Origin of the sequence: Shewanella livingstonensis, from assembly GCF_003855395.1 — a bacterium.
Classification (GTDB): domain Bacteria; phylum Pseudomonadota; class Gammaproteobacteria; order Enterobacterales; family Shewanellaceae; genus Shewanella; species Shewanella livingstonensis.
Window position 1 is genome coordinate 2,120,574 of sequence record NZ_CP034015.1, and the last position, 26,360, is coordinate 2,146,933.

Sequence of the window (26,360 nt, forward strand, 5' to 3'; positions counted from 1 at the left end):
CAAATTAGTAAAAGATAGTCGGATTGACTGGCTCCAAATTCATCCCAATGGGATAATAACTACAGAATAGAGTTTAAGGAGTATTAGGTTGAATAAAGCAGTGTTTCTCGATCGTGATGGTGTGATCAATAAAGACAACGGTTATGTCCACACAGTAGATGAGTTTGAATATATCGAAGGTGTATTTGAAGCATGTTTAGCACTAAAGCAAATGGGTTACCTATTAATAGTCGTCACGAACCAATCAGGTATAGCTCGTGGTATGTACAGTGAAGATGATTTTCATCATTTAACAGAATGGATGGATTGGAACTTTGCCGATAAAGGTGTCGAACTTGATGGTATTTACTATTGTCCACATCATCCACAAAAAGGCTTAGGCGAATATAAGCAAGATTGTGATTGCCGTAAACCGAAGCCTGGTATGTTAACAACAGCGGCAGAGTTCTTGAAAATTGATATGAGCCAGTCTGTGATGGTAGGTGATAAAGCCGATGATATGCGTGCAGCAAAAGCAGCGGGTATCAATACTGCTATTTTAGTTCGCTCAGGGAAAGTGGTAGATGAGGCAGGTATTGAGCTTGCTAGTGCAGTTGTTGACAGCGTAGCTGATGTACCGAAGCTATTAAGCCAGCTACTATCCCAGTAATCAAATATCACCGTAATCGAATAAGTAACCTAATCGTTAGCTTAAAGTCTTTATTTATTATCTCCTGGCTGTTCATATATAAGTAGGTTAATTCTTATATGTGAACATCAGCCAACAGTCTGCTCGTTATTCTACTCGGTTGGCCCTAAGTTGATCTTCCTTTGCGTTACTTTATCGATGTTGGTCCTGGCAAGATAACCATTCCCGCCTCGATAGAGCTAATATGTTAAGTTCGCAAAGTTGATAATATAACTTCTACTATAAGGAGAAATTGAGTTAACACGCTATTAACCTCGTTTCGGTAATGTTTTAGCCTCAACAAGGTAAATAACCGACTTATATTACGGTGAACCGCACTGCAAGCCTTATATAGACAATAAAAAAAAATTCTATTGTAGTTATATTTGGCCTAATTTGTTCATAAAGCCAGCATAAACATCCTTAAACGTGGCTTTAAGTTTAAATAGTGCGCAGTTGAGTCGTAATAGTAATAAAAACGTTAGAAAGCGCTTGCGCTATAAATTGTTTTCCCTATAATACATCCCACTGACACGGAACACGGCGTCTAACGCAAGTTACCAAGTCCGCTCTTTAACAATTTATCAAGTAATCTGTGTGGACATTCACAGGTATTGAGTTATTCGACAATTATTTAAATCAGTTTAACTGCTTTAGATAATCAAAAAATTTAAACTCAATGCAACGATGAATGTTCATAGTAATATGTACAAACGTTATCTAGGTTCTTCGGGATTTAGAAAACAAAATCAGAATTCATTGAGCCGATACATTCTTAAGGGGATGTGTCAAAAGAACTTTAATTGAAGAGTTTGATCATGGCTCAGATTGAACGCTGGCGGCAGGCCTAACACATGCAAGTCGAGCGGTAACACAAGGGAGCTTGCTTCTGAGGTGACGAGCGGCGGACGGGTGAGTAATGCCTAGGGATCTGCCCAGTCGAGGGGGATAACAGTTGGAAACGACTGCTAATACCGCATACGCCCTACGGGGGAAAGGAGGGGACCTTCGGGCCTTCCGCGATTGGATGAACCTAGGTGGGATTAGCTAGTTGGTGAGGTAATGGCTCACCAAGGCGACGATCCCTAGCTGTTCTGAGAGGATGATCAGCCACACTGGGACTGAGACACGGCCCAGACTCCTACGGGAGGCAGCAGTGGGGAATATTGCACAATGGGGGAAACCCTGATGCAGCCATGCCGCGTGTGTGAAGAAGGCCTTCGGGTTGTAAAGCACTTTCAGTAGGGAGGAAAGGTGATGTGTTAATAGCACATTGCTGTGACGTTACCTACAGAAGAAGGACCGGCTAACTCCGTGCCAGCAGCCGCGGTAATACGGAGGGTCCGAGCGTTAATCGGAATTACTGGGCGTAAAGCGTGCGCAGGCGGTTTGTTAAGCCAGATGTGAAATCCCCGGGCTCAACCTGGGAATTGCATTTGGAACTGGCGAACTAGAGTCTTGTAGAGGGGGGTAGAATTCCAGGTGTAGCGGTGAAATGCGTAGATATCTGGAGGAATACCGGTGGCGAAGGCGGCCCCCTGGACAAAGACTGACGCTCATGCACGAAAGCGTGGGGAGCAAACAGGATTAGATACCCTGGTAGTCCACGCCGTAAACGATGTCTACTCGGAGTTTGGTGACTTAGTCACTGGGCTCCCAAGCTAACGCATTAAGTAGACCGCCTGGGGAGTACGGCCGCAAGGTTAAAACTCAAATGAATTGACGGGGGCCCGCACAAGCGGTGGAGCATGTGGTTTAATTCGATGCAACGCGAAGAACCTTACCTACTCTTGACATCCACAGAAGAGACCAGAGATGGACTTGTGCCTTCGGGAACTGTGAGACAGGTGCTGCATGGCTGTCGTCAGCTCGTGTTGTGAAATGTTGGGTTAAGTCCCGCAACGAGCGCAACCCCTATCCTTATTTGCCAGCACGTAATGGTGGGAACTCTAGGGAGACTGCCGGTGATAAACCGGAGGAAGGTGGGGACGACGTCAAGTCATCATGGCCCTTACGAGTAGGGCTACACACGTGCTACAATGGCGTATACAGAGGGTTGCAAAGCCGCGAGGTGGAGCTAATCTCACAAAGTACGTCGTAGTCCGGATCGGAGTCTGCAACTCGACTCCGTGAAGTCGGAATCGCTAGTAATCGTGGATCAGAATGCCACGGTGAATACGTTCCCGGGCCTTGTACACACCGCCCGTCACACCATGGGAGTGGGCTGCAAAAGAAGTGGGTAGTTTAACCTTCGGGAGAACGCTCACCACTTTGTGGTTCATGACTGGGGTGAAGTCGTAACAAGGTAGCCCTAGGGGAACCTGGGGCTGGATCACCTCCTTACCTATACGACTAACTCAATACCTAAAGTGCAGCGATGCATGTGAGTGTTCACACAGATTACTTGATAGAAGAAAGAGAAAGATATCGAAAGGTATTTTTGAGGATTTTGATTGTTAATCAAGGCGCTTGAGAAGAGAGGAAGGATGTGTAGTTCACTACATGACGACCGAGCGACGAAAGCAACGCTGAGTAACAGTTAAAAGACCAAAAAGAATGGGTCTGTAGCTCAGCTGGTTAGAGCGCACCCCTGATAAGGGTGAGGTCGGTGGTTCAAGTCCACTCTGACCCACCAAATCTTCATTTTATCTGCGTTAATTAAATACTCGTTTAGACTCTTGTAATAAGAGAGGAAACGTCGCATTGAATTAACTTGCTAAAGTTCGATTTGGGTTCGCCAATCTTATGATTGGATACTTGATATTTATCTCAACTGCATGTAAATGGGGCTATAGCTCAGCTGGGAGAGCGCCTGCCTTGCACGCAGGAGGTCTGCGGTTCGATCCCGCATAGCTCCACCATTTACACTTATCTTGATAGATAAGCATATGCATTGGTCAGAGATGCCAAAGATAAACGAAATTTTATCTTTGGCTTTTTTTAGCCCGCTCTTTAACAATTTGGAAAGCTGATAGTACTAACTAAAGGCGCATAGATGATGATTCGTTGTCGTTTGTGTGATTACGTTAGTGCGAAAAACGTTAATGCGAAAGCATTAACACTTGAGTTCTCAATACACTGTTTAAGTGTCTTGAATATTCTAAAAGACTAAGGCGAGTCCACTTCCTGGTCGGGAGTGAGACAAGTAAAAACCAGCTGGTCATGATATGACCCAGAGCTCTTCTCTTGTTAATTCAAGGGTGTGAAACTCATTTGGGTTGTATGGTTAAGTGACCAAGCGTATACGGTGGATGCCTTGGCAGTCAGAGGCGATGAAGGACGTAATAACTTGCGAAAAGCGTTGGCGAGCTAGTAATAAGCATTTGAGCTAACGATATCCGAATGGGGAAACCCGGCCACATAAGTGGTCATCATAACGTGAATACATAGCGTTATGAGGCAAACCCGGGGAACTGAAACATCTAAGTACCCGGAGGAAAAGAAATCAACCGAGATTCCCCTAGTAGCGGCGAGCGAACGGGGATTAGCCCTTAAGTCTATGGGGTGTTAGTGGAATGTGTTGGAAAGCACAGCGGCACAGGGTGATAGCCCCGTACATGAAAACTAACCATAGATGAAAACGAGTAAGGCGGGACACGTGACATCCTGTTTGAATATGGGGGGACCATCCTCCAAGGCTAAATACTCCTGACTGACCGATAGTGAACCAGTACCGTGAGGGAAAGGCGAAAAGAACCCCTGTGAGGGGAGTGAAATAGAACCTGAAACCGTATACGTACAAGCAGTGGGAGCGGTTCTTGAGACCGTGACTGCGTACCTTTTGTATAATGGGTCAGCGACTTACATTTTGTAGCGAGGTTAAGCGAATAGCGGAGCCGTAGGGAAACCGAGTGTTAACTGCGCGTTTAGTTGCAAGGTGTAGACCCGAAACCGAGTGATCTAGCCATGGGCAGGTTGAAGGTTGAGTAACATCAACTGGAGGACCGAACCGACTTATGTTGAAAAATGAGCGGATGACTTGTGGCTGGGGGTGAAAGGCCAATCAAACTCGGAGATATCTGGTTCTCCTCGAAAGCTATTTAGGTAGCGCCTCGAGCGAATACCATTGGGGGTAGAGCACTGTTAAGGCTAGGGGGTCATCCCGACTTACCAACCCTTTGCAAACTCCGAATACCAATGAGTACTACTCGGGAGACAGACAGCGGGTGCTAACGTCCGTTGTCAAAAGGGAAACAACCCAGACCGTCAGCTAAGGTCCCAAAGTACTAGCTAAGTGGGAAACGATGTGGGAAGGCTTAGACAGCTAGGATGTTGGCTTAGAAGCAGCCATCATTTAAAGAAAGCGTAATAGCTCACTAGTCGAGTCGGCCTGCGCGGAAGATTTAACGGGGCTAAGCTAGTCACCGAAGCTACGGGTGCATTTCATTAGAAGTGCGCGGTAGAGGAGCGTTCTGTAAGCCGTTGAAGGTGAAGGGGTAACCCACGCTGGAGGTATCAGAAGTGCGAATGCTGACATGAGTAACGATAAAGGGAGTGAAAAACTCCCTCGCCGAAAGACCAAGGGTTCCTGTCCAACGTTAATCGGGGCAGGGTGAGTCGACTCCTAAGGCGAGGCCGAAAGGCGTAGTCGATGGGAAACAGATTAATATTTCTGTACTTCTGCTAACTGCGATGGAGAGACGGAGAAGGCTAGGCTAGCGCGGCGTTGGTAGTCCGCGTTTAAGGTGGTAGGTTGATTTCTTAGGCAAATCCGGGAAATCGTACTTTAATGTACAGGCTGAGAGCTGATGACGAGTCACTAAGGTGATGAAGTAGTTGATGCCATGCTTCCAGGAAAATCTTCTAAGCTTCAGGTTAGTAGGAATCGTACCCCAAACCGACACAGGTGGTCGGGTAGAGAATACCAAGGCGCTTGAGAGAACTCGGCTGAAGGAACTAGGCAAAATGGTACCGTAACTTCGGGAGAAGGTACGCTGCTGTTGGTGATGGGACTTGCTCCCTAAGCTGACGGCAGTCGCAGATACCAGGTGGCTGCAACTGTTTATCAAAAACACAGCACTGTGCAAAATCGCAAGATGACGTATACGGTGTGACGCCTGCCCGGTGCCGGAAGGTTAATTGATTGGGTTATCTTCGGAGAAGCTCATGATCGAAGCCCCGGTAAACGGCGGCCGTAACTATAACGGTCCTAAGGTAGCGAAATTCCTTGTCGGGTAAGTTCCGACCTGCACGAATGGCGTAATGATGGCCACGCTGTCTCCAGCCGAGACTCAGTGAAGTTGAAATTGCGGTGAAGATGCCGTATACCCGCGGCTAGACGGAAAGACCCCGTGAACCTTTACTATAGCTTGGCACTGAACATTGAACCTACATGTGTAGGATAGGTGGGAGACTTTGAAGCTTGGACGCTAGTCTGAGTGGAGTCAATCTTGAAATACCACCCTTGTAGTTTTGATGTTCTAACTCTGGCCCCTTATCGGGGTTGAGGACAGTGCCTGGTGGGTAGTTTGACTGGGGCGGTCTCCTCCCAAAGAGTAACGGAGGAGCACGAAGGTTGGCTAAGTACGGTCGGACATCGTACGGTTAGTGCAATGGCATAAGCCAGCTTAACTGCGAGACATACACGTCGAGCAGGTACGAAAGTAGGTCATAGTGATCCGGTGGTTCTGAATGGAAGGGCCATCGCTCAACGGATAAAAGGTACTCCGGGGATAACAGGCTGATACCGCCCAAGAGTTCATATCGACGGCGGTGTTTGGCACCTCGATGTCGGCTCATCACATCCTGGGGCTGAAGTCGGTCCCAAGGGTATGGCTGTTCGCCATTTAAAGTGGTACGCGAGCTGGGTTCAGAACGTCGTGAGACAGTTCGGTCCCTATCTGCCGTGGGCGTTGGATGATTGAGGGGAGCTGCTCCTAGTACGAGAGGACCGGAGTGGACGAACCGCTGGTGTTCGGGTTGTCATGCCAATGGCATTGCCCGGTAGCTACGTTCGGAATCGATAACCGCTGAAAGCATCTAAGCGGGAAGCGAGCCCCAAGATGAGTCATCCCTAGAGCTTTAAGCTCTCTAAAGGGCCGTAGGAGACTACTACGTTGATAGGCAAGGTGTGTAAGCGTTGTGAGGCGTTGAGCTAACTTGTACTAATGACCCGTGAGGCTTAACCATACAACCCAGATGGGTTTTACTGACCTTAGTGTTAGAATGAAGCGCTTAAACGGTGTGAAGAGACTCAAAGTAAGATAGAAGCAATCAGCTTTCCGAATTATTATTTAATGCCTAATGAAGAGTTAGTGTGTTAGATATGCAAATTTGTCTGGAAACCATAGAGCTGTGGCACCACCTGATCCCATTCCGAACTCAGAAGTGAAACACAGTATCGCCGATGGTAGTGTGGGGTCTCCCCATGCGAGAGTAGGTCATTTCCAGGCGCCTAATTGACTTGCAAGAGTCGTAAAACAGCCCGCTATTATATAGCGGGCTTTTTTATATCTGTAATTTAATCATATCGAAACATAGATGATGCTAAGTAAGCGTCCGGGCAAGTACGTCTTCAACGTATGCGTCTAGCGAAGTACACCTAGCATCGATGTTCTGATTATCTAAAAATACCTGCTCAATGATAAATTTGGAGCAGGTGATGAAAACATACAGAACAACTACTCAGTGGCAGATGCTACTTCAACAACGCGGCTCGTTTAGTGGCACTAATATCGAATTTTGCCAACACCATAATGTCGCTATCACCACTTACTATAAACAGCGCGCTTTACTGGCTGAGTATCAGCCTAATTCAACTTTGCCAGTGCAAACAACCAACCCCACATCATCACGTTTTATTCAGTTAAAACAAACCACCACTGAAGTCTGCGCGCAAACTCATCAAAATGTGGTGCTGTTTGATATCCGCACAGGCCAGTTAATGTTTCCAGCCAATTTAGCAACGAACGATATCGTTGCCATTATTAAAGGGCTAACGGCATGAAGATGTTCGTTGATGTACCCACCGTCTATTTATGTGCCGATGTGGTCGATTTTCGTAAATCGATTAATGGATTGGCGGCGTTGGTGGAAGCAGAGCTTGAACTACCTGTGCTCAGTGGTGCGCTATTTGTGTTTTGTAATAAAGGGCGCGACAAACTCAAACTGCTGTACTGGGATAACACCGGTTTTGCCCTGTGGTATAAGCGTTTAGATAAGCATAAGTTCAAATGGCCTAAACTCATGTCACCCACCATGACATTAACCGAGCAACAATTACATTGGTTATTAGCAGGTTATGATGTGATTGGTCACCGCAAAATGGATGTTGCAGGTAAGCAAGTGCTTTAATTCTTGCGATCGATTGATGATCATCAAAGTTAGTTCAGTTAGCACTGGAAAGCCTTTTGTTATGCCTTAAAATAGGCGTCATGAAAAATGAACTCGCCCTTAAACAGCGTATTGCTGAACTTGAAAAACTGTTAGCGCAGAAGGATGCCCACATTGCGGCATTGGAAGAGCGCTGGCGTTTAGCCCAACAAAAACAATTCGGCAAAAGTGCTGAAGGCTTTGTCGGCCAAGGCGAGTTATTCAATGAAGTAGAAGAGATTGTTGAAGCCGCTGAGGCTGAGCAGCAATCCATTAGCTATACCCGTAAAAAGCCGGTGCGTAAGCCACTGCCAAAAGACTTACCCCGTGAGCAGGTTATTCACGACATCACCGATAAGACCTGTGATTGTTGTGGCGGTGAGCTGCATAAAATGGGTGAAGATAAGTCAGAAAAGCTTGAGTTTATACCCGCTCAAATCAAAGTGATTGAGCACATTAGGCCTAAGTACGCTTGCCGTCACTGTGATAAATCCTCGACTCAGACACCGATAAAACAAGCCTCAATGCCTGCCATGCCCATCAACAAAGGCATTGCAACAAGCAGTTTGCTCAGTCAGCTTATCACCAGTAAATACCAATATGGGTTACCGCTCTATCGCCAGGAAGCGATGTTCAAGCAATACGGTATTGAGCTCAGTCGCCAGACCATGAGCAGCTGGATAGACAAATCCGCCGCACTCTTCGCGCCATTAGTTGCGCGGCTTAAAGCCGAGCTGTTAAAGCTGCCCACGTTGTTTGCCGATGAAACGCCATTAAAGGTGGTGAAATCCGATAAAGTAAACAGCTACATGTGGGTGTATTGCTCAGGTCGGGATTCACCAGACCCGAATAATCCTATCCCTAATATCGTGCTTTACGACTTCCACAATAGTCGCGCGGCCGCGTGCGTGGTCAATTATCTTGATGGATATCAAGGGTATTTACACGTGGATGGTTATCAGGCCTATGCCAAAACAGAGGCAACGTTAATCGGCTGTTGGGCTCATGCTCGTCGTAAATTTATCGACGCGAAAAAGCTACAAGGTAAAAACAAAACCGGCAAGGCAGATGTGGTATTGAGCCTTATCCAAAAATTGTATGGCGTTGAGTCACGCATCAAAGATAAAAGTGTTGATGATAAATACACGACAAGACAACAAGCCAGTGTGCCTATACTGGACAAGCTAAAAGCATGGCTTGAGCAGAACCAGCCAAATTTAGTGGGCAACAGCAAACTGATAGAGGCAGCTAATTATATGGCTAATCAATGGCACAAGCTTATACGCTATGTGGATGATGGCCGACTCAGCATCGATAATAATAGAGCAGAACGCGCGGTAAAACCGTTTGTGATAGGCCGAAAGAATTGGTTATTTAGTCAAACGGCTAACGGTGCCCATGCTAGTGCAACCCTTTACAGTATTGTGGAAACCGCTAAGGTTAATGGACTCATCCCATTTGATTACATCATGGTTTGCCTTGATGAACTGTGCAAACCAGAGCCCGATATCGATAGCTTGTTACCCTGGAATTTTAAAAAATAGGTGTGGTTCGCTAGACGCTTACTCTTCAACTGCACTCATCGAGCCTTTATCTTAACGACTGATAATGACATCAGGAGTTAACATGGCTACACGTTCACATCAAGATTGGGCTGCTTTGATACAACAGCAATCCGCTAGCGGCTTAACGATTTCAAATTTTTGTCGTGTGCACAAGCTTAGTCTTAGTGGGTTTTACGCCCGCAAAGCGGACATGGCTAAAACGGGCACCCAACAGATAGCGCCGTTTGTTAAGGCTACCGTGACATCGCCGACAGCGATGACAACCCAAGCTCAACCTTCCGCTTCAGCCCAGGCTATCCATTTTCAGCATCATACAGGGTTATGGACTTTCCCCAGCACCTTGCCCCCACGCTACCTGCTGGAGATTATAAAAGGCCTACAAGCATGTTGATGTTTCGTGAGCTTCCCTGTATTTATCTGCACCGTGCACCGGTGGATTTTCGTAAATCGATAAATGGCTTAGCTGTTATCGTTGAGCAGCAATTATCCTTACAAGCCAGCGACGGCAGTGTGTTTGTCTTTTGTAATAAAGGCCGTGATAAATTAAAAATCCTCTACTGGGATAACACCGGCTTTGCACTGTGGTACAAACGCCTCGAGCAGGATAAGTTTAAGTGGCCGACGAAAAGTATTGATGAGTGCCTGAGTTTATCTGAGCAACAGTTTCATTGGCTGTTATCTGGCTTTGATGTCCTGGGGCATCAGCATGTGAACGGCTTGAATTACAGTTAATTGATCGCCATTGCGAAGGCTGTTTTCGATAATTAGATCACTGCTTTAGCCTTATTTAATGGGATATTTGATATAATAACACCATGAAATTAAGCCCTGATAACTTACCCAATGACGTTGATTTACTTAAGCAATTATTGCTTGAGACGTTGGCGGCTAAAGACGCTGAAATCGCCGAACTTAAACACTCTGTGCAGCGTTTGCTTGAACAATTTCGCTTAGCCCAGCAACAACGTTTCGGCGCCAGCAGTGAAAGCCATGACTATCAAGGTGAGTTGTTTAACGAAGCAGAAGTGACGGTTGATGAGCCTGTTGAATTAACAGCAGATGCTGACGCGCCTGTGTCACCTAAACAGCGCGCCAAGCGTAAATTACTGCCTAAAGACCTGCCACGTGAAGTGATTATCCATGACATCAGTGATGAAGATAAGCAGTGTGAGTGCTGTGGTCATGAGCTGGCGTTAATGGGCCAAGACAGTAGTGAGAAGCTGAAGTTTATTCCGGCGCAAATCAGTGTGATTGAGCACGTTAGATTAAAATATAGCTGCAAGCATTGTGAAACAAAAGGAACCCAGGCCAATATCAAACAAGCGCCCGTGCCAGTCAGTCCTATCCCTAAAAGCGTGGCGACGCCAAGCTTGTTAAGCCAACTCATTACCAGTAAATATCAGTACGCATTACCCCTTTACCGGCAAGAAACCCTGTTCAAGCAACATGGTATCGCATTAAGCCGGCAAACCATGGCGGATTGGATGATGAAATCTGCAGCGCTGTTCAAGCCCTTACATGATTTACTGCACCAACATCTATTAACACAAGATGTCATCCACGCCGATGAGACCACGCTCAAAGTGATTAACGATGAGCGAGTAAAATCCTATATGTGGGTGTATTGCGCTGGCGCGGATAAACCAAGCACTGAGCCTCGATATCAAGGTTTGCGCAATATAGTACTGTACGACTATCAAGACGGTAGCCGCGCGGGCACCTGCGTGAGCCGTTTTCTGGCTACCGAGCAAACGGTATTTAATGGTTATTTACAAGTCGATGGTTACGCGGCTTATCAGCAGGCAAACAATAAACTGGTCGGTTGTTGGGCTCATGCGCGGCGTAAATTCAAAGAAGCGCTAATAGCACAAGGCAAGCCCAAAGTAGGCAAAATCAGTAAAGCGGATATGGCGCTGAGCATGATAGCCAAGCTGTACCGTATTGAAACCCAAATACAAGCACTGAGCCTGGAAGAGCGATTGTATTTTAGGCGCACCCATTCATGTGCCCAATTGGCGTTATTTAAGCAATGGTTGGATAAATCAGTGCAGCAAGTATCAAAGGAAAGTCCGCTAGGCAAAGCCATCCATTACAGCCTCAATCAATGGTCAAAGCTGAGTTGTTACATAGAAGACAGTCGCCTCAATATCGACAACAACCGCGCAGAGCGGGCAGTAAAACCGTTTGTGATAGGGCGTAAAAACTGGCTATTCAATCACAACCATCGCGGCGCTGAGGCGAGTGCAATTTTGTACAGCATCATAGAAACGGCTAAAGCGAATGGACTTATCCCGTTTGATTACATCGAACACTGCTTAGAACAATTATCCTACCCTGATTGTGACATCAACAGTCTCTTACCCTGGCAGGTTAAGCTAGACAAGGCGTAGTTCGCCGGACGCATACGATGCTAACAAGCGCAAACTAGATTGAAATATGACTGCAGTGTGACCTTTATGCACATGCGTCCCCCTACGAGGATAAAAGAGTCGCTCATTTTCAGGCACCTAATTGACTTGGAAGAGTCGTAAAACATCCTGTTATTACATAACGAGCTTTTTTATATCTGTAATTTAACCGTTTTAGTACAGGGTCCTAAGATTTAACATTTCCTAGTAGCGTCCTAGCTTAGGCATTTCACTTTAGCTTTTTCGCCTATTCACTTGTTATCATATTTGATCGTTTGTGACTGATATCCATAAGTGCTGTGGCTTGCTGCCCTAAAAATTAGTTGCATATCAATACATTAAACTAACTTATGCATTATTAATTTTTTGTTTTAAGTCGTACGCATCTTCAGTGATAACACGTTCGAGTACTTCAATTCGCTGGCGTAGGGCGCTTATTTCTTCATGTAGTGCTTTATTGTTAGTTACTTGTTCGGTTGTCGTACGTACTTGTCGTTCTCTGAGTTTCATTATACTAACGATAAAACTGCCTAGAATAGCCAAGATGGGGATCAGTAATACCATTGTTGTTGGATTCATAAAATATCCTTATTTGTCGTTATTAGTTCCTTATTATTGTGACGACTTACAGCAAAATTACCAGTGACAATAGTCATTACTGTAAAGTAATAGCAACTTATTCATTATGGTATAAATTAATTGTTATTTTAAGTATTGATTATAAAGTCTATTTTTTTATTATTAGTAGCTAAATTTTTTATCCACTGCACTTGATATAGCGCCGGTGGTCCATATATCTAATTCTGTAGCAGGAATAAATCATGAAATGCTCGATTGAGGTTTCAGTTAACTGTCTACAACAGTGCCGGAAGGGCTGTGAAAACATTACGCTACTAAAATAAATAGTAGTCATTTTTTACATATTGCTTTAGACAAGGATATGAATATGCGAAACTTTAATTTATCTCCAGATTTAACACCTCTTTACCGCAGTGCAATCGGCTTTGATCGTTTAGCACAACTTGCAGAACATGCAGCAGCAAGTAATGCAAACAGTGGTTATCCTCCTTATAATATTGAACTTTTAGGTGAGAACCGTTATAGGATCACTATGGCGGTTGCGGGTTTTGCAATGTCAGAATTAGACATTATGAGTGAAGGCGATAACCTGTTAGTTAAAGGTAATAAATTACCTAAAAATGATGAACGCAAATACCTTCATCAAGGCATCGCTGAGCGTGGATTTGAACGCACTTTTCAATTAGCTGATCATGTACGAGTCATTGGAGCTGAATTAGAACATGGGCTATTGAATATCGATTTAGTGCGTGAAATTCCTGAAGCTATGAAACCTCGGAAAATTGATATTACCGCAACGAATACCCTTAGTTAGGCGGTTATTGTTAGGCTTGTAAACTTGGCGGCTTAAGCGTTAATTATCATTTAAGCCGTATTTTAACCCGGTATATTATCTCCCGCTTATTTTGCTTTTTGCTGATGCCTAGTTTCTTTTGAAGCTAGGTTTTTTTATATTTTAATTAACAGTACCGGACCGGGGCCTTGTTCACCAAGAATATCATCGGGGTTGTACAGTGGACAATTTTGCATGGATAAACAACCACAACCTAAGCAGCCTTCGAGTGAGTCTTTCAATTTTTGCATCTTGGCAATCCACAGCGTCAGTGTCTGTTTCCATTGGTTAGATAGATTTATCCAATCTTGTTTAGTGGCAGTTGTTCCATTTGGCAGGTTGGCAAAGGCTAGGCGTATTTCATCGAGTGAGATCCCTAATTGCTGTGCGGCTTTGATGAGCGATATTCGCCTGATAACGTCTCGTGGGTAGCGCCGCTGATTACCTGGATTTCGCCAGCTCTTTATCAGACCTTTTTGTTCGTAAAAGTGAATCGCCGAAACCTTCATTCCACAACGCTTTGCCACTTGGCCAACACTCAATACTGCTTATTCTGACCTATACACTCCGATTTTTTTTATCATTTTGGCAAAAATAATACTTTACCTCAAGTTAGCTTGAGGTATTAAGCTGTGTTGCATTAATCATAAGGAGATAAGTGATGCGATTAGAACATTTAAATTTAGTAGTTAATGACTTAGATGAATCATTAGTATTTTATAAAGCGGCCTTTCCACACTGGAGAGTGCGAGGTGGCGGTGAGTCTATTTGGCATGGCACCCCAAGGAAATGGCTACATTTTGGTGATGATTACCATTATTTATCATTGAATGATTCTGGTACGGGAAATATGCGTGATGTTAAAAGTAATGCTTTGGGTTTAGCTCACTTTGCCTATGTGGTGGATAATATCGATACGTTAGTGACACGGTTAGCGTTGGTGGGGTTTGACGTTGCTATTATGGGCGCTGAAGATTTTGCTTATAAAAGTCGTTATTTTATTGACCCTAATGGATTTGAAGTGGAGTTTATCGAGTATTTAACGGATATACCCAATGAGCGAAATCGATACGATAGTGAATAGCTAATATGTTTGAACCCGTTGGGCTTATTCGTTCAGTCTAACGGGTTTATTTTGTGAATGACTATTCACTTCATTATGAGGTTAGGGCGAGATCGCGAACGTTTTTCTGACATTTTTAGTATAATTTTACAACTGAATTTGTTTAGTAAGTTATCACTTCATGATCGGTTGGAAGTAAATCACTATTGTAATTATTCATTCTGAGTAAAAAAAGCACACTCATGCGGTTGCCCTGATTATAAGGTTTTGCACAAATATAATTATAAGTAGCCAGACAAATCACTATTAACTGCTATCTCAACTTCTTGTTGTTTACCATGAAATAAGTAAGCGACTTCATTGCCAATCAATTGTAATGTTTCCCCTCTACGCCATAGAGCACTGCCTTCTTGAATCGCAATCACCGGAGTTAATGGGTCTACTACAGTAAACTCTAATAACCGCTGCGCACGCGTTTCACCATTGTGGCCTAGCATTTGGTAATTGGTGTAATGAGGATTTAATTGAAAAGGGAGTAAACCTAGGGCGGTAAAAGATGGTGGCTCAACAATTGGCATATCATTGGTCGTACGAATGCTAGCTCCGGTAATATTTGAGCCTGCGCTCCACCCAACGTATGGCATTCCATTTTCAACTTTTTCACATATTAAGTGAACTAAGTCGTAGCGATATAATTCGTTAAGTAATTGGAACGTATTACCACCACCTACCAAGATACCAGCAGCATTTTGAATTGCTTGTTTGGGATCGGCAAATTGATGAATGCTACTAATAGTTATAGCGAGCGGTTCAAGTGCATTTTTTACTTTTGTTAAATACTCGTCATAACTAACGCTAACACCAGCATAGGGAATAAATAGCCATTGCTGCCCTGGCTGAGTTAATGGGCGAATAAGTTCGATAGTATGGGTCAGATAGGCTGAATTACCGACACGTGAAGCACTCAACATTAATGCATTAATGCTCATAAATAGTCCTTTTTATTTATTGTTTTTGATAGTTTATCAAAGATTAACCATTGGTGACATAGAGTTTGCTTTTGACAGTTATTTTTCAGTTTGAGTTAATCATAACTGCCTAAACTCTGCTCGCTAGATTTTCAAGAGCTTATTTTATTAACCGATAAAACAGTCATAAATATTTTTTAATATGACTAAACTTGAATTTTTAAATTATGGACATATTATGTCTGTAGTCACAATGAGAAATCGGCACTTTTGCCATACAGGAGCTTAAATGAAGCGTATATTTTTGTTGATCGCAACCAACCTTGCCATATTATTGGTTGCTTCAATTGTAATGTCTATCCTTGGGGTTAATACCTCATCGATGGGTGGACTGTTAGTATTTGCTGCCATTTTTGGTTTTGGTGGCTCGTTTATCAGCTTAGCCATATCAAAATGGATGGCTAAGAAAACCATGGGTTGTGAAGTGATTACTAATCCACGTGACAATATGGAGCGTTGGTTACTTGAAACGGTTGCTCGCCAAGCTGAAAAATCTGGTATTAAAATGCCTGAAGTGGCAATTTATCAGTCTCCAGAGATGAACGCATTTGCTACCGGTCCAAGTAAAAATAATGCCTTAGTTGCAGTGAGTTCTGGTCTGCTTTACGGTATGACTCAAGATGAAATCGAAGGTGTATTGGCTCATGAAGTGAGCCATGTTGCAAATGGCGATATGGTCACGTTAACCTTAATTCAAGGTGTGGTGAATACCTTCGTTATTTTTGCTGCGCGTGTTGTTGCAGGTATTATTAATAATTTTGTGTCTAGTAATGATGAAGAGGGCGAAGGCCTTGGCATGTTTGCCTATATGGCTGTGGTGTTTGTGCTTGACATGTTGTTTGGCATATTGGCCTCAATAATAGTGGCTTACTTCTCGCGTATTCGTGAGTTTAAGGCTGATGAAGGCGCTGCGCGATTAGCGGGTAAAGGTAAAATGATTGCCGCGTTAGAGCGTTTACGTCAAGGTCCTGAATCTGGTGCTATGCCTGCTCAAATGTCAGCCTTTGGTATTAACGGTAAACGTTCAATGGCTGAGTTTATGATGAGCCATCCGCCTTTAGAAAAACGTATTGCTGCACTAAAAAATAGCTAATATTCATATGTTTACCGTCATTATAACGGTAACACTATAAAAGGAGCCTAATGGCTCCTTTTTTATTTTGTACGACACATTATGATTGAATCTAGAGCCTTAATCGGGTAATTATAGTAGATTAGTTATATTAATCGTTCCAATAGATTGCATTTGGTTGTTTAATTACAGCGAATAGGATAGGTTCAGATACAATTTAACTCGGCACTGATAATCATAACAGCACGTATAACTGTAATCATAACAGCACGTATAACTGTATTTATAACAGCACGTATAATAGCTCTATGAGAATGCTCATAATAGTAAGCATAATACATGGATCATAAAAACATCACTCAGGAAATTGACATGCTTAAAAAAGCTATTTCTCCAGCACAATTAAGAGAATGGCAGCTCGAAATAAATGATATTTCTGCCGAGTTTCGTCTTGCTATCATGTTCTATCAGGTCAATGCTGAACTCAGCATTGAGGTTATTTGCACAAGTCAAAATATTAATAAACATACTCAACAACAGCACGAGTCTAGTTTATTACAACACCTTAGCGTTACGCATACTCATAGCCTTAAAAGTCTAGAACAACCTGCTGTTTATCTTCAGCTTATTCGTTCATCCCAAGGCCATATTATTGGTGGGATAACCTTTAGTGTTAATATAAGTAAACCGGCTCAGACTTCACCTGCTCAAGCTTTATCAGCGATGCAAACCCGTATTGCCGATATGTTAAGCAATGCCATTCGTTATTATATAAATTCGTTAACCCTTAATGCTTACCCCACCGAGTCAGTGTCCCTTGATGTTGATTTACAATCTTTTATCGATGCTTTTGAAGAGCATATGTGGGTGAAGGCTGCTAACGGGCAATATGTTGCGTGTAATAAAAGTGTTGAAAGAGCTTGGCGAAAATCAAAAGATCAAATTGTTGGTAAAACTGACTTTGACCTGTTTGATCAACGCACCGCTAATGAATTTATTGAGAGTGATAAATTAGCCATCAGCACTGGATCTACCGTGGTGGTGTCTGAATGCGAAGAAGTTGATGTAAATTTTAATAAAGTCTGGCTTGAAACCATTAAAGCTCCTATATGCAATGCCCAAGGTCAATTGACCGGGGTCATCGGTATGACCCGCAATATTGCCAAACACAAAGAGGCACAAGAACAACTTATTTTAGCCGCTAATGTATTTCAAAATGCAGTAGAAGGTGTGGTTATCACTGACAGTGATGGCAATATTACTGAAATTAACCAAGCGTTTACAGATATTACCGGTTACAGCCGTGAAGAGGTATTAGGTCAAAATCCAAGCATGCTTAGTTCAGGACGACATCCAAAAAGTTTCTTTGAACGTTTATGGAATACCTTATTAGTACAAGGTAAATGGCATGGGGAAATTTGGAATCGCCGCAAACACGGTGCGATATTCCCACAAACCATTACGATCAGTGCAGTATTTGATAAACAAAACATTATTCAGTATTACGTCGCTGTATTTGCTGATATTTCTGCGCAAAAGCAAAATGAAGAAAAACTTAAAAACTTAGCTTATTTTGATCCTCTGACACAATTGCCTAATCGGATGCAATTTATGTCACTGCTAGAGCAAGAAGTGAATCACTCTCAGCGGGCTAAAAAACAGCTGGCTATTGTATTTTTAGATATTGATTTTTTTAAGCAAATTAATGACAGTTTAGGTCATGTTATTGGTGACGAAATTTTAGTTGAGCTAGCCAAACGTTTATCTTATGCCCTCGCTGATTTTGATGTATTAGCACGTCTCAGTGGTGATGAATTTGTTGTTATGCTACCTAGCATTATGGGCACAGATTCTGTGACCTCATCCGTTGACCGTATTCGTAGCGTGTTTGAACGTCCGTTTATACTGGATAACGCTCAATCGGTGCGTCTTACTGCTAGTATGGGCGTGGCAATATTTCCTAGTGATGGTGATGATCAAGACAGTTTATTACGAAATGCTGACGCTGCTATGCATCGTGCTAAGTTAAATGGACGCAATAATTATGCTTTCTATACTGAGTCGATGACCAAGCAAGCAGTAGAACAATTAAAACTGCAAACTGCATTGCATCAAGCCTTAGTGAATGAAGATTTTTATTTAGTGTATCAGCCTAAGATTCAACTGACTGATTTAAAACCGAGTGGCTTTGAAGCTTTGATCCGCTGGTGCGATCCGATATTAGGTCAAATTTCTCCGGCGGAGTTTATTCCGTTAGCCGAGAAGATTGGTTTGATTTGGGACATTGGTTTATGGGTATTAAAAACCGCTTGTTTGCAAGGAGTCAAGTGGCTTATCCAAGGTAAAACATTTGAACGTATTTCAGTGAACGTTGCTAGTTTACAGCTGCAACGAAATGATTTTGTAGATAAAGTTCGCTCCATTTTATTAGAAACGGGATTGCCAGCTAAACATTTAGAATTAGAAGTCACCGAATCTTGTATGATGCATGATCCCGACGCGATTATACGTGATTTGAAATTATTAGGTGCTATGGGAATTGCTTTGAGTATCGATGATTTTGGTACGGGCTACTCTTCACTAAACTACCTCAAAAAGTTACCGATTGATAAGCTGAAAATCGATCAATCGTTTGTTCGTGACATTCCTCATGATACTAATAACACCGCCATCGCTAAGGCCGTGATTGCCTTGGGGCATGCACTGAATTTACAGATTATTGCTGAGGGAGTCGAAACAGAGGAACAAGCTGATTTTCTGCGACTTAATGGTTGTGACTTGGCGCAAGGTTACTTGTACAGCAAACCGCAATTGCCAGAAGAACTGAACTTATTTTTTAGCCAAAATCCGTCACAGTAATACAATATGGCATAAGCTACAGTAACCTAAGTAGCAGCTTACAAAGTTTGTAGGCTGCTTGCGTAACATCAATAACCGCATATTCGGGTGTATTAAGCGTATATATCTACGTTTACAGAAGCTGAATTACCGCTAGCTGTTTCAGTTTTGTCACTATTATAAATACTGCTCAATGCTTCAAAAAAGATACTGCCGATATCCTCGTCAGATAAGCCTCCGGTTAAGGGCTTTAATTCATCTAACATAGACTTTAACGACTCTTGCTGATCATCAGTTAATGACGACAACATGTCGGTGGTTGACTGTTGTTGATTATCAGTTAATGTTGACACTGCAGTATCTAATCCAGGTGGTACGCTGCCTTTTGGTGGCGGTGGACCACTTGGGTGTGGTGGTCTTTGTGTGTTCTCGGTCGATGTCATTTGCATCGAGGTGCTCCCACTAGTTACTTGCATATTTTCTCCTTAAACATTAATAGTAAGCGGTTGTAGACATAGAACTAATTGGTACCAACGCTGTTAATGACGTTTTTTAGGCCCTTGTTTCATGTCATCAGCTCCATTAGCGGGCAATGCTACAAGCTCACCATCGATTATTTGACAACTTGCTTCAACGATATCGCCATGTGGGGTTTCAAAACTAACCTGATCATTTTCAGTACCATTGGCACAAGCTTCAACGGCTTCTTTAGGGGGCTTTCTATCATGTGAGTTAGCATAAACACCGGCTGAGGCGAATAGCATAAAGGTAAGTAAACTAATACAGATTGACTTAAGAGCCATGGTGACACTCCTTGGTGAAATAACTCATTGCAATATAACCTAACAATGTGGAGTAATTGTGCAGAATTAAAGGAGATTTTTATCAGTTATTTATCGTGACTAGTTTGTGCGTATATAGCTGGTTATACTGTGTTTTATGAAAATATCTCAAAAGCTTTTTTTGGCCTTTTTTGGCCTCACCACTATTGTACTTATCGCCACGTTATCGTTAGCGAGATGGAGCTTTGACCAAGGTTTTTTAGACTATATCAATGGATTAGAGCAAGAGCGTTTACAACATTTGTCTGATGATTTACTGACGCTCTATTCAGCAACTAAGATGGCACAACCTGATCCGACAATACTAACAGAGCTACAATCCACATTAGTTTGGCAAGCGATTGGCCAGAAAGTATTGGCACAAGCTATTTCGCATAAGGCACCACGACCAAAAAGAAATGGGCCAGACGGGGCAAATAGGCCTCCAAGACCCGCAGGCAATCATCGCCCACCTATGGGGGCTCAGTCACATTTAGGCCCTCCAGGACAACGACCGCCTTTTGCTTCACAACATTTTGGTCCTCCGACGGGCTTGTATTCAGCAGAACAACAGTTTATTGCTGGCGTTGATATTGGTCATATGGATGACCGCATTAGCTTAGCTTTAGCGATGGATGATCGTATAGTCGGTTACTTATATAGTAGCCCTATTCGTGAAGTAGAATCATCTTCTGCTACTGCCTTTTCTCAGCAGCAACGTTGGACTAGTTTAGGTATTGGTTTATTATGCTTGTTGCTTGCCAGCACTATTGCCTGGTGGTTGTCGCGTTTTCTACTGATCCCGGTTAAGCAAGTTATGCTAGGCGTATCTTATTTATCTCAGGGTAATTATGATGAACGCTTGGCTCCTAAACGTGCGGATGAATTAGGTCTATTAATGGCTAATATTGATCATCTCGCGATGACCTTATCTAAAAATCGGAGTGCTAAAAATCGTTGGTTGGCGGATATTTCCCATGAGTTACGCACACCGTTGAGTATTTTATGTGGCGAGATAGATTCAATTAAAGCAGGGATCAGAGCATTTGACTCAACACAGCTCGTATCGATTGAACAAGAAGTATTAAGAATGAAGCATTTGGTCGACGATTTGTATGAATTGTCATTGTCAGATGTGGGTGGACTTCGTTATCACTTAACGACGGTAAATATTAGCGAGTCGTTAGACAGCACCTTGGTTAGTATTGCTTCATCTATGCATGAAAAAGGCTTAACGCTGAGTAAACAGATTGCGCCAATGCTATTTGTTTCTGCTGATGTTAGGCGTTTAGAACAGTTGTTTATTAATTTATTGATGAACGCGATGGCGTATACCGACAGCCCTGGCAATATAGACGTACAGTTAACATCGCAAGCAAGTACGGTTATTTTAACCATTAACGATACCAAACCCAGTGCGACAGAAGCGGAATGTGAACATTTGTTTGAACCTCTGTATCGCCAGGATACAGCAAGGACTCGCAGAGGCAGTGGTGCAGGTTTAGGGCTTACTATCTGTAAAAATATCGTCGAAGCGCATAACGGTAGTATTACCGCAACCCCATCATTAATGGGTGGATTATGCATTAGAGTCCAATTACCTTTGTTAAGGAAGTCAATATGAGTGGATTTGCTCATCAACAGCCAATGACCGTATTAGTGGTAGAAGACGAGCCAAAGATTGCACAGATATTGGTTGATTTTTTATCGCTAGAAGGCTTTAACACACAAGTGCAATATGACGGTAGGGATGTGATTGAAACGATTAAAACTCAGTCAATCGACTTTGTCATTTTAGATTTAATGTTGCCTTATAAAGACGGCTTAACGATTTGCCGCGAAATTCGTCAGTTTTCTATGATGCCAATATTAATGCTTACTGCACGGGTGGATGAAATTGACCGCTTAATGGGCTTAGAACTTGGCGCCGATGATTATGTGTGTAAACCCTTTTCTGCAAGGGAAGTTGTCGCCCGAGTTAAAACGATTTTACGACGGGTTGAAAATACTCATGGTAGCCAAAGTGAACAAATTATTCGTTATAAGCATCTGCAGATTAATATTGAACGCTTTAAGTGCCAAGTTGATCAACAAGATGTTGAACTCACGCCAGTTGAATTTAGATTACTGCACACTTTGCTAAAAAGGCCAGGGGTTGTGCACTCTCGGGATAGTCTAATGCAAGTATGTTATGTTGACGATCGTATTGTTAGCTCTCGAACAATTGATAGTCATGTGAAAAACCTGCGTCATAAGTTAACTCAAGCTAGTCAACAAAAAGAGCTGTTACATTCCATTTATGGTGTTGGCTATAAAGTAGAATAGTGCTGCATTCACTAGATAAATGTATTGTTATCGCTAACAGTGTTAAACAAGTACCGAGGTAAAGGAGTATCCTTTGTCGGTGAGCTGGTCATGTTGATTACAAAAGCTTTTAGCACAGCTTGTTGTAATACATAGTTGGACACTGCATCAGATTCTGCTTAATCACACCCTCTAATTAAGCGAAGCAAAACTCCTTTAAATCTGCACCGTATTTGCGTATTTGATTGTTATTATCATGATACAAAATAAAGCGCTATGGATTAACAAGGAATAGTGTATGCCATCATTGATATTGTTTTTACTATTGTGTTGTCAGGTGTTTTTAACCATTACCATGGTCGCGGTATTTATTGGCGGTGATCAAGATCCACAATAGCTTAAACTCATTATATTACCCCCTAAGTCCTCAAGATAACTTATCGTATGATAGTTGCCTGCCTACGCCTAAATGAGTTGTATAAATGCATCAATTCTCAAGATGACTGCTTTCAAGCCAAATATAGCTTCTTGATTTTATTCTGTTGCAATGACTTTATTGATTTATTACTTTAATCGACCATGTTTTCTCGCTCATAGCGTGGCTTTTGTTTAGAATGTCATTAATATCATTTAAGGTATTAATGTGGTGTAAGTCTTGTACTGGATCTGATGACATTGTCGTTATGAGCTTATAGGGATTCATCAATGAGTATTAGACGGCTATTAGACCAAGAGTTCATAGCCGACCAAATACCGAACACGTAAGATATACCTTCCACTGGCATGCGCCTTTTGGAATACATTTATACTGAGGTGGACTGTTTTTCTGCCTAGGAGCATTAATGCAACTGTTTGTAAAAGATTTAACTGTTATTGATTTTTCTTATCTATGCCCACTTCGCGGTATGGTTGGTGAAAGCTGGATTGTTGATGTGCTATTAGATGGCGGCTTAGATGAGCAAAATATGGTGCTCGACTTTGCCAAAGTAAAACGCACTATCAAAAACACCATCGACGCTGTTGCCGATCATCGCTTGTTAATCCCAACAGCGTGTAGCGAAGTGCGCTGGCAGCAAAAGGGCGACCGAGTATGGATGGACTTTAGCAGCCAAAAAGGTGACATACATTTAGCTTGTCCGTCACAAGCATTCGCACTTATACCAACAGAAGTGATTGACTATGAAAGTGTTAATGACTTTTTGAAAAAAGCTTTACGTGAAGTGTTACCTGAAAATGTTCAAGGCATCAGTTTAACATTACGCAGCGAAGTGCTCGATACCCCGTTTTATCATTACAGTCACGGATTGCGTAAACATGATGGTAATTGTCAACGTATTGCCCATGGGCACCGTAGCCCAGTAACAATATTTGAAAATGGTATTGCAGAACCCAAATGGGATCACTATTGGGCAGAACGTTGGCATGATATTTATCTTGGCACCGAAGAAGACTTGGTGTCAGTTAAAACACTTGAGCTATCTAAGCAAACTATAATCACTGATGAAACTCATTTTGGTTTTCATTATGTTGCCCCCCAAGGTGATTTTCAATTAGCGATGCCTAAACATTGTTGCGACTTAATTCCCCATGACACGACCGTAGAGCTATTAGCGGAATACATGGCCAAAACATTGGCCAGTAAAGAGCCTAAAAGCCACTTTAAAGTTATCGCCTATGAAGGTATTGGTAAAGGGGCCATTGCAGTAAGAGGTTAATCAAGTATTATTAATGGGCTGCCTGAAGGTGGCCCTTTTTTTAGGTTTTTTTGTCGCTATTAATAAGGAATGTGTTTCGATTATGTTATTAAAAAATATGTTTTTAAAATCGATTTCAACCGCAGCAATACTGGTGAGCAGTTTATGCGGATTAAGTACTTACGCAGCAGCTGCAGTGACATTTCAAGGTCTGTTTGAACAAGGTGCATTAGTGCGCGGCTCAGTACCTGCGGGCAGTAAAATTTTATTAAATGGCCAAGCGGTGAAAGTGACCCCAAATGGTCAGTTTGCGATTGGGTTTGATAGAGATGCAAAACTGGAACAAATTTTTAAAGTCACTTATCCAGACGGATTAACTGAAATTAAACCGCTAAAAATAGCTGCAAAAACATATAATATTGATCGTGTTACCGGAATTAGTCAAAAAATTATGAAACCCGATCCTGTCGCTCAAGCAAGGGCAGCAAAGGACGCCATCCAAACTCGCGTAGCCAGAGACTTATTTAGCGAGCAACAAGCATTTATGCAAAATTTTATCTGGCCAGTAACCGGCAGAATTTCAGGTGTTTATGGTAGTCAGCGTATTTACAATGATGTACCTGGTAATCCACACTTTGGTGTAGATGTTGCTCGTCCAACGGGTACGGTAGTGGTTGCACCTGCTGATGGTGTTATTACCCTAGCCGAACCCGATATGTTTTATTCCGGTGGCACTGTCATTATTGATCACGGCTATGGGGTTAGCTCAACATTTTTACACTTGAGTAAACTGTACTTAACCGTGGGTGATAAAGTAGTGCAGGGCGATAAAGTGGCAGAAATTGGTGCCACTGGACGGGTTACTGGGCCGCATTTAGATTGGCGTGTAAACTGGTTCCAAATGCGCTTAGACCCTGTGTCTATTGTACCGCCAATGGCCAGAGTGTTGGCAGCACAAAAAGCGGCTAAATAGATTTTTAGGGTTCCGGTCATGTTATGAGCCGGAACCCTTTTTTGAGTGTTATATTTTAATCATCGTAGGTGTATTTCCCACTTTAACGAACGACTCTTGACTTAAATAACTTAAATAACTTAAATAACTTAAATAACTTAAATAAAGCTAATACCCAGCGCGAGATCGCGAACGTTTTTTGTATAGGTTTTGTGCGTTTTTAAAACTTAATTTGTTCAGTACGCCATCATTTCATTAATGATTGAAAGTGATTCAGTATTTAAATTATTCATGGTGAGCAAAAAATGCACATTCATATGCTTGCCTTGACCTAATACCTTAATAATACCTGTCTTACTATACGTTAACCTTCGCTTGAATTAAGACTGAGCACAAAGTGACTCAATTTTGACATTCTTGTGCACCAAGGGAGTTTGCTATGATTAAGTGGTGGTCACACATAGCAAAGTGATAGGTAAAACAGATTATTTAACGATGAACAGATTAGTCTTTATTAAAGTAATGGTGTTACTTAGTCATAGCGTTATATAGTGATCACAAGTGATGTTAAAAAATATTAAAAACAGTCGGTTTTTTAGTTGTATGAACATTAAGCAAACCATTTCTAATCAACATGCTTTAATAACAGAGGTGAATTATGGATATAACAGGTTTATTGATTACGTTAGCAATTGGCGCCTTAGCTGGCTGGTTGGCCGGAACGCTAATGAAAGGGGTGGGTTTTGGTTTGCTCGGTAATATCGTCGTCGGTATTGTTGGTGCAGTGATTGGGGGCTTCGTATTTAGTTTACTGGGCATTTTTATGGGAGGGTTACTAGGGTCAATTGTTACCGCAACGGCTGGCGCTGTCATCTTGTTATTCGTTGTTGGCCTTATTAAAAAGGCATAACAAGCTAATATCTATGAGCTTTCAACACTCCATTGGTGAACTTAATTTATTTGGCTGCTTGGGCAGTCAAATTTAGATCAATCCACAAAAACTAATTATGTATTATTTAGATTAACAGTAAAATTGCGTGTTGTGAGTATCACTATACAATTACTTATAAAAGCGACGGTTGCGATCTCTGTCTTATTCTTCACTAAGCCGCAATTTTAGCCGTACATCGACTAAATGAAACTAAGCGTTAAAGCCATACAGGTTAACGTAACCCTGGCAGTCAACGTTAACCCCAAACGGATATGTTTGGTAACCCTACAAAATG

At 42.4% G+C, this 26,360-nt stretch carries 21 protein-coding genes, 2 tRNA genes and 3 rRNA genes; 21 read left to right on the forward strand and 5 right to left on the reverse strand.

Features of this window, described 5'->3' with window-relative positions; all coding sequences use genetic code 11:
* Nucleotides 1–88 precede the first annotated feature (88 nt).
* The 12 genes from gmhB to tnpC (EGC82_RS09190) all read left to right on the forward strand — a co-directional run bounded on the left by gmhB (nucleotide 89) and on the right by tnpC (EGC82_RS09190) (nucleotide 11,933).
* Complete coding sequence (gene gmhB, locus EGC82_RS09135) at nucleotides 89–649, forward strand: D-glycero-beta-D-manno-heptose 1,7-bisphosphate 7-phosphatase (protein ID WP_164839115.1); 561 nt, start codon at nucleotides 89–91, stop codon at nucleotides 647–649.
* 818 nt (nucleotides 650–1,467) lie between these two features.
* Nucleotides 1,468–3,010: ribosomal RNA gene (locus EGC82_RS09140) — 16S ribosomal RNA — on the forward strand.
* 215 nt (nucleotides 3,011–3,225) lie between these two features.
* Nucleotides 3,226–3,302, forward strand: a tRNA-Ile gene (locus EGC82_RS09145).
* Nucleotides 3,303–3,452: 150 nt separating this feature from the next.
* A tRNA-Ala gene (locus EGC82_RS09150) sits at nucleotides 3,453–3,528 on the forward strand.
* 363 nt (nucleotides 3,529–3,891) lie between these two features.
* Nucleotides 3,892–6,796 (forward strand): 23S ribosomal RNA (locus tag EGC82_RS09155).
* A 147-nt stretch (nucleotides 6,797–6,943) separates the two neighbouring features.
* Nucleotides 6,944–7,059, forward strand: a 5S ribosomal RNA gene (gene rrf, locus EGC82_RS09160).
* Together the 16S, 23S and 5S rRNA genes with 2 tRNA genes alongside form the textbook arrangement of a ribosomal RNA operon.
* 209 nt (nucleotides 7,060–7,268) lie before the next feature.
* Complete coding sequence (locus EGC82_RS09165) at nucleotides 7,269–7,613, forward strand: hypothetical protein (RefSeq protein ID WP_124730479.1); 345 nt, start codon at nucleotides 7,269–7,271, stop codon at nucleotides 7,611–7,613.
* Nucleotides 7,610–7,960 carry an IS66 family insertion sequence element accessory protein TnpB gene (gene tnpB, locus EGC82_RS09170; protein ID WP_124730480.1) on the forward strand — a complete coding sequence of 117 codons (351 nt, stop codon included), beginning with the start codon at nucleotides 7,610–7,612 and terminating at the stop codon, nucleotides 7,958–7,960. Before EGC82_RS09165 ends, tnpB (EGC82_RS09170) begins: the two co-directional genes overlap by 4 nt.
* Nucleotides 7,961–8,040: 80 nt before the next feature.
* Nucleotides 8,041–9,522, forward strand: a complete 1,482-nt coding sequence (gene tnpC, locus EGC82_RS09175) for an IS66 family transposase (protein ID WP_124730481.1) — start codon at nucleotides 8,041–8,043, stop codon at nucleotides 9,520–9,522.
* Between the two features lie 82 nt (nucleotides 9,523–9,604).
* Complete coding sequence (gene tnpA, locus EGC82_RS09180; protein WP_124012032.1) at nucleotides 9,605–9,934, forward strand: IS66 family insertion sequence element accessory protein TnpA; 330 nt, start codon at nucleotides 9,605–9,607, stop codon at nucleotides 9,932–9,934.
* The gene (gene tnpB / locus EGC82_RS09185; RefSeq protein WP_124730482.1) at nucleotides 9,928–10,275 is read left to right on the forward strand and encodes an IS66 family insertion sequence element accessory protein TnpB; all 348 of its coding nucleotides are present in this window, start codon (nucleotides 9,928–9,930) and stop codon (nucleotides 10,273–10,275) included. Before tnpA ends, tnpB (EGC82_RS09185) begins: the two co-directional genes overlap by 7 nt.
* Nucleotides 10,276–10,358: 83 nt before the next feature.
* The gene (gene tnpC / locus EGC82_RS09190; protein ID WP_124730483.1) at nucleotides 10,359–11,933 is read left to right on the forward strand and encodes an IS66 family transposase; all 1,575 of its coding nucleotides are present in this window, start codon (nucleotides 10,359–10,361) and stop codon (nucleotides 11,931–11,933) included.
* A 366-nt stretch (nucleotides 11,934–12,299) separates the two neighbouring features.
* Here the strand turns inward: tnpC (EGC82_RS09190) and EGC82_RS09195 are convergent, their stop codons facing one another.
* Nucleotides 12,300–12,530 (reverse strand): hypothetical protein, encoded by a 231-nt coding sequence (locus EGC82_RS09195; protein WP_124730484.1) that lies wholly within the window; start codon nucleotides 12,528–12,530, stop codon nucleotides 12,300–12,302.
* A gap of 367 nt (nucleotides 12,531–12,897) precedes the next feature.
* On the opposite strand from EGC82_RS09195, the gene EGC82_RS09200 reads away from it, so the two are divergent.
* Nucleotides 12,898–13,344, forward strand: coding sequence for an Hsp20 family protein (locus EGC82_RS09200; protein WP_124730485.1), 447 nt, complete (start codon nucleotides 12,898–12,900; stop codon nucleotides 13,342–13,344).
* Nucleotides 13,345–13,478: 134 nt separating this feature from the next.
* Here EGC82_RS09200 and soxR read toward each other — a convergent pair whose 3' ends face one another.
* Nucleotides 13,479–13,871 (reverse strand): redox-sensitive transcriptional activator SoxR, encoded by a 393-nt coding sequence (gene soxR / locus EGC82_RS09205; protein ID WP_124730486.1) that lies wholly within the window; start codon nucleotides 13,869–13,871, stop codon nucleotides 13,479–13,481.
* A gap of 149 nt (nucleotides 13,872–14,020) precedes the next feature.
* Between soxR and EGC82_RS09210 the strand changes: the two genes are divergently transcribed.
* Nucleotides 14,021–14,446: a VOC family protein gene (locus EGC82_RS09210; RefSeq protein WP_164839116.1), complete on the forward strand. Its 426-nt coding sequence runs from the start codon at nucleotides 14,021–14,023 to the stop codon at nucleotides 14,444–14,446.
* Nucleotides 14,447–14,706: 260 nt separating this feature from the next.
* On the opposite strand, the gene pepE is transcribed toward EGC82_RS09210, so the two are convergent.
* Entirely contained in the window at nucleotides 14,707–15,414 is a 708-nt protein-coding gene (pepE, locus tag EGC82_RS09215) for a dipeptidase PepE (RefSeq protein WP_124730488.1), read from the reverse strand.
* 268 nt (nucleotides 15,415–15,682) lie between these two features.
* Here pepE and htpX point away from each other — a divergent pair, with 268 nt between their 5' ends.
* Together htpX and EGC82_RS09225 are read left to right on the forward strand one after the other, a co-directional pair.
* A complete protein-coding gene (htpX, locus tag EGC82_RS09220; RefSeq protein WP_124730489.1) occupies nucleotides 15,683–16,546 on the forward strand; it encodes a protease HtpX in 864 nt (287 codons plus the stop codon).
* A 318-nt stretch (nucleotides 16,547–16,864) separates the two neighbouring features.
* Nucleotides 16,865–19,384 (forward strand): putative bifunctional diguanylate cyclase/phosphodiesterase, encoded by a 2,520-nt coding sequence (locus EGC82_RS09225; RefSeq protein WP_124730490.1) that lies wholly within the window; start codon nucleotides 16,865–16,867, stop codon nucleotides 19,382–19,384.
* A gap of 92 nt (nucleotides 19,385–19,476) precedes the next feature.
* Here the strand turns inward: EGC82_RS09225 and EGC82_RS09230 are convergent, their stop codons facing one another.
* Together EGC82_RS09230 and EGC82_RS09235 are read right to left on the reverse strand one after the other, a co-directional pair.
* Nucleotides 19,477–19,839, reverse strand: coding sequence for a hypothetical protein (locus EGC82_RS09230; protein WP_124730491.1), 363 nt, complete (start codon nucleotides 19,837–19,839; stop codon nucleotides 19,477–19,479).
* Between the two features lie 63 nt (nucleotides 19,840–19,902).
* Nucleotides 19,903–20,166: a hypothetical protein gene (locus EGC82_RS09235; protein WP_124730492.1), complete on the reverse strand. Its 264-nt coding sequence runs from the start codon at nucleotides 20,164–20,166 to the stop codon at nucleotides 19,903–19,905.
* Nucleotides 20,167–20,302: 136 nt separating this feature from the next.
* Between EGC82_RS09235 and EGC82_RS09240 the strand changes: the two genes are divergently transcribed.
* From EGC82_RS09240 to EGC82_RS09260, 5 genes are all read left to right on the forward strand, one after another.
* The gene (locus tag EGC82_RS09240; RefSeq protein ID WP_124730493.1) at nucleotides 20,303–21,808 is read left to right on the forward strand and encodes an ATP-binding protein; all 1,506 of its coding nucleotides are present in this window, start codon (nucleotides 20,303–20,305) and stop codon (nucleotides 21,806–21,808) included.
* A complete protein-coding gene (locus EGC82_RS09245; RefSeq protein ID WP_124730494.1) occupies nucleotides 21,805–22,509 on the forward strand; it encodes a response regulator in 705 nt (234 codons plus the stop codon). Before EGC82_RS09240 ends, EGC82_RS09245 begins: the two co-directional genes overlap by 4 nt.
* Nucleotides 22,510–23,330: 821 nt before the next feature.
* Nucleotides 23,331–24,203, forward strand: a complete 873-nt coding sequence (locus EGC82_RS09250) for a 6-carboxytetrahydropterin synthase (protein ID WP_124730495.1) — start codon at nucleotides 23,331–23,333, stop codon at nucleotides 24,201–24,203.
* An 82-nt stretch (nucleotides 24,204–24,285) separates the two neighbouring features.
* Complete coding sequence (locus EGC82_RS09255; protein WP_124730496.1) at nucleotides 24,286–25,155, forward strand: M23 family metallopeptidase; 870 nt, start codon at nucleotides 24,286–24,288, stop codon at nucleotides 25,153–25,155.
* 637 nt (nucleotides 25,156–25,792) lie between these two features.
* Nucleotides 25,793–26,044 carry a GlsB/YeaQ/YmgE family stress response membrane protein gene (locus EGC82_RS09260; protein WP_124730497.1) on the forward strand — a complete coding sequence of 84 codons (252 nt, stop codon included), beginning with the start codon at nucleotides 25,793–25,795 and terminating at the stop codon, nucleotides 26,042–26,044.
* The last annotated feature ends 316 nt before the right edge of the window (nucleotides 26,045–26,360 follow it).

Bases quoted from the DNA above. Each gene is read 5' to 3' on its own strand.
- EGC82_RS09245 (WP_124730494.1), top strand. From the start codon at position 21,805: ATGAGTGGATTTGCTCATCAACAGCCAATGACCGTATTAGTGGTAGAA.
- htpX (WP_124730489.1), top strand. From the start codon at position 15,683: ATGAAGCGTATATTTTTGTTGATCGCAACCAACCTTGCCATATTATTG.
- EGC82_RS09230 (WP_124730491.1), bottom strand. From the start codon at position 19,839: ATGCAAGTAACTAGTGGGAGCACCTCGATGCAAATGACATCGACCGAG.
- EGC82_RS09260 (WP_124730497.1), top strand. From the start codon at position 25,793: ATGGATATAACAGGTTTATTGATTACGTTAGCAATTGGCGCCTTAGCT.
- EGC82_RS09255 (WP_124730496.1), top strand. From the start codon at position 24,286: ATGTTATTAAAAAATATGTTTTTAAAATCGATTTCAACCGCAGCAATA.
- tnpC (WP_124730483.1), top strand. From the start codon at position 10,359: ATGAAATTAAGCCCTGATAACTTACCCAATGACGTTGATTTACTTAAG.
- EGC82_RS09250 (WP_124730495.1), top strand. From the start codon at position 23,331: ATGCAACTGTTTGTAAAAGATTTAACTGTTATTGATTTTTCTTATCTA.
- tnpB (WP_124730480.1), top strand. From the start codon at position 7,610: ATGAAGATGTTCGTTGATGTACCCACCGTCTATTTATGTGCCGATGTG.
- EGC82_RS09200 (WP_124730485.1), top strand. From the start codon at position 12,898: ATGCGAAACTTTAATTTATCTCCAGATTTAACACCTCTTTACCGCAGT.
- soxR (WP_124730486.1), bottom strand. From the start codon at position 13,871: ATGAAGGTTTCGGCGATTCACTTTTACGAACAAAAAGGTCTGATAAAG.
- tnpA (WP_124012032.1), top strand. From the start codon at position 9,605: ATGGCTACACGTTCACATCAAGATTGGGCTGCTTTGATACAACAGCAA.
- EGC82_RS09240 (WP_124730493.1), top strand. From the start codon at position 20,303: ATGAAAATATCTCAAAAGCTTTTTTTGGCCTTTTTTGGCCTCACCACT.
- EGC82_RS09195 (WP_124730484.1), bottom strand. From the start codon at position 12,530: ATGAATCCAACAACAATGGTATTACTGATCCCCATCTTGGCTATTCTA.
- tnpB (WP_124730482.1), top strand. From the start codon at position 9,928: ATGTTGATGTTTCGTGAGCTTCCCTGTATTTATCTGCACCGTGCACCG.
- EGC82_RS09165 (WP_124730479.1), top strand. From the start codon at position 7,269: ATGAAAACATACAGAACAACTACTCAGTGGCAGATGCTACTTCAACAA.
- EGC82_RS09235 (WP_124730492.1), bottom strand. From the start codon at position 20,166: ATGGCTCTTAAGTCAATCTGTATTAGTTTACTTACCTTTATGCTATTC.
- tnpC (WP_124730481.1), top strand. From the start codon at position 8,041: ATGAAAAATGAACTCGCCCTTAAACAGCGTATTGCTGAACTTGAAAAA.
- EGC82_RS09225 (WP_124730490.1), top strand. From the start codon at position 16,865: ATGGATCATAAAAACATCACTCAGGAAATTGACATGCTTAAAAAAGCT.
- pepE (WP_124730488.1), bottom strand. From the start codon at position 15,414: ATGAGCATTAATGCATTAATGTTGAGTGCTTCACGTGTCGGTAATTCA.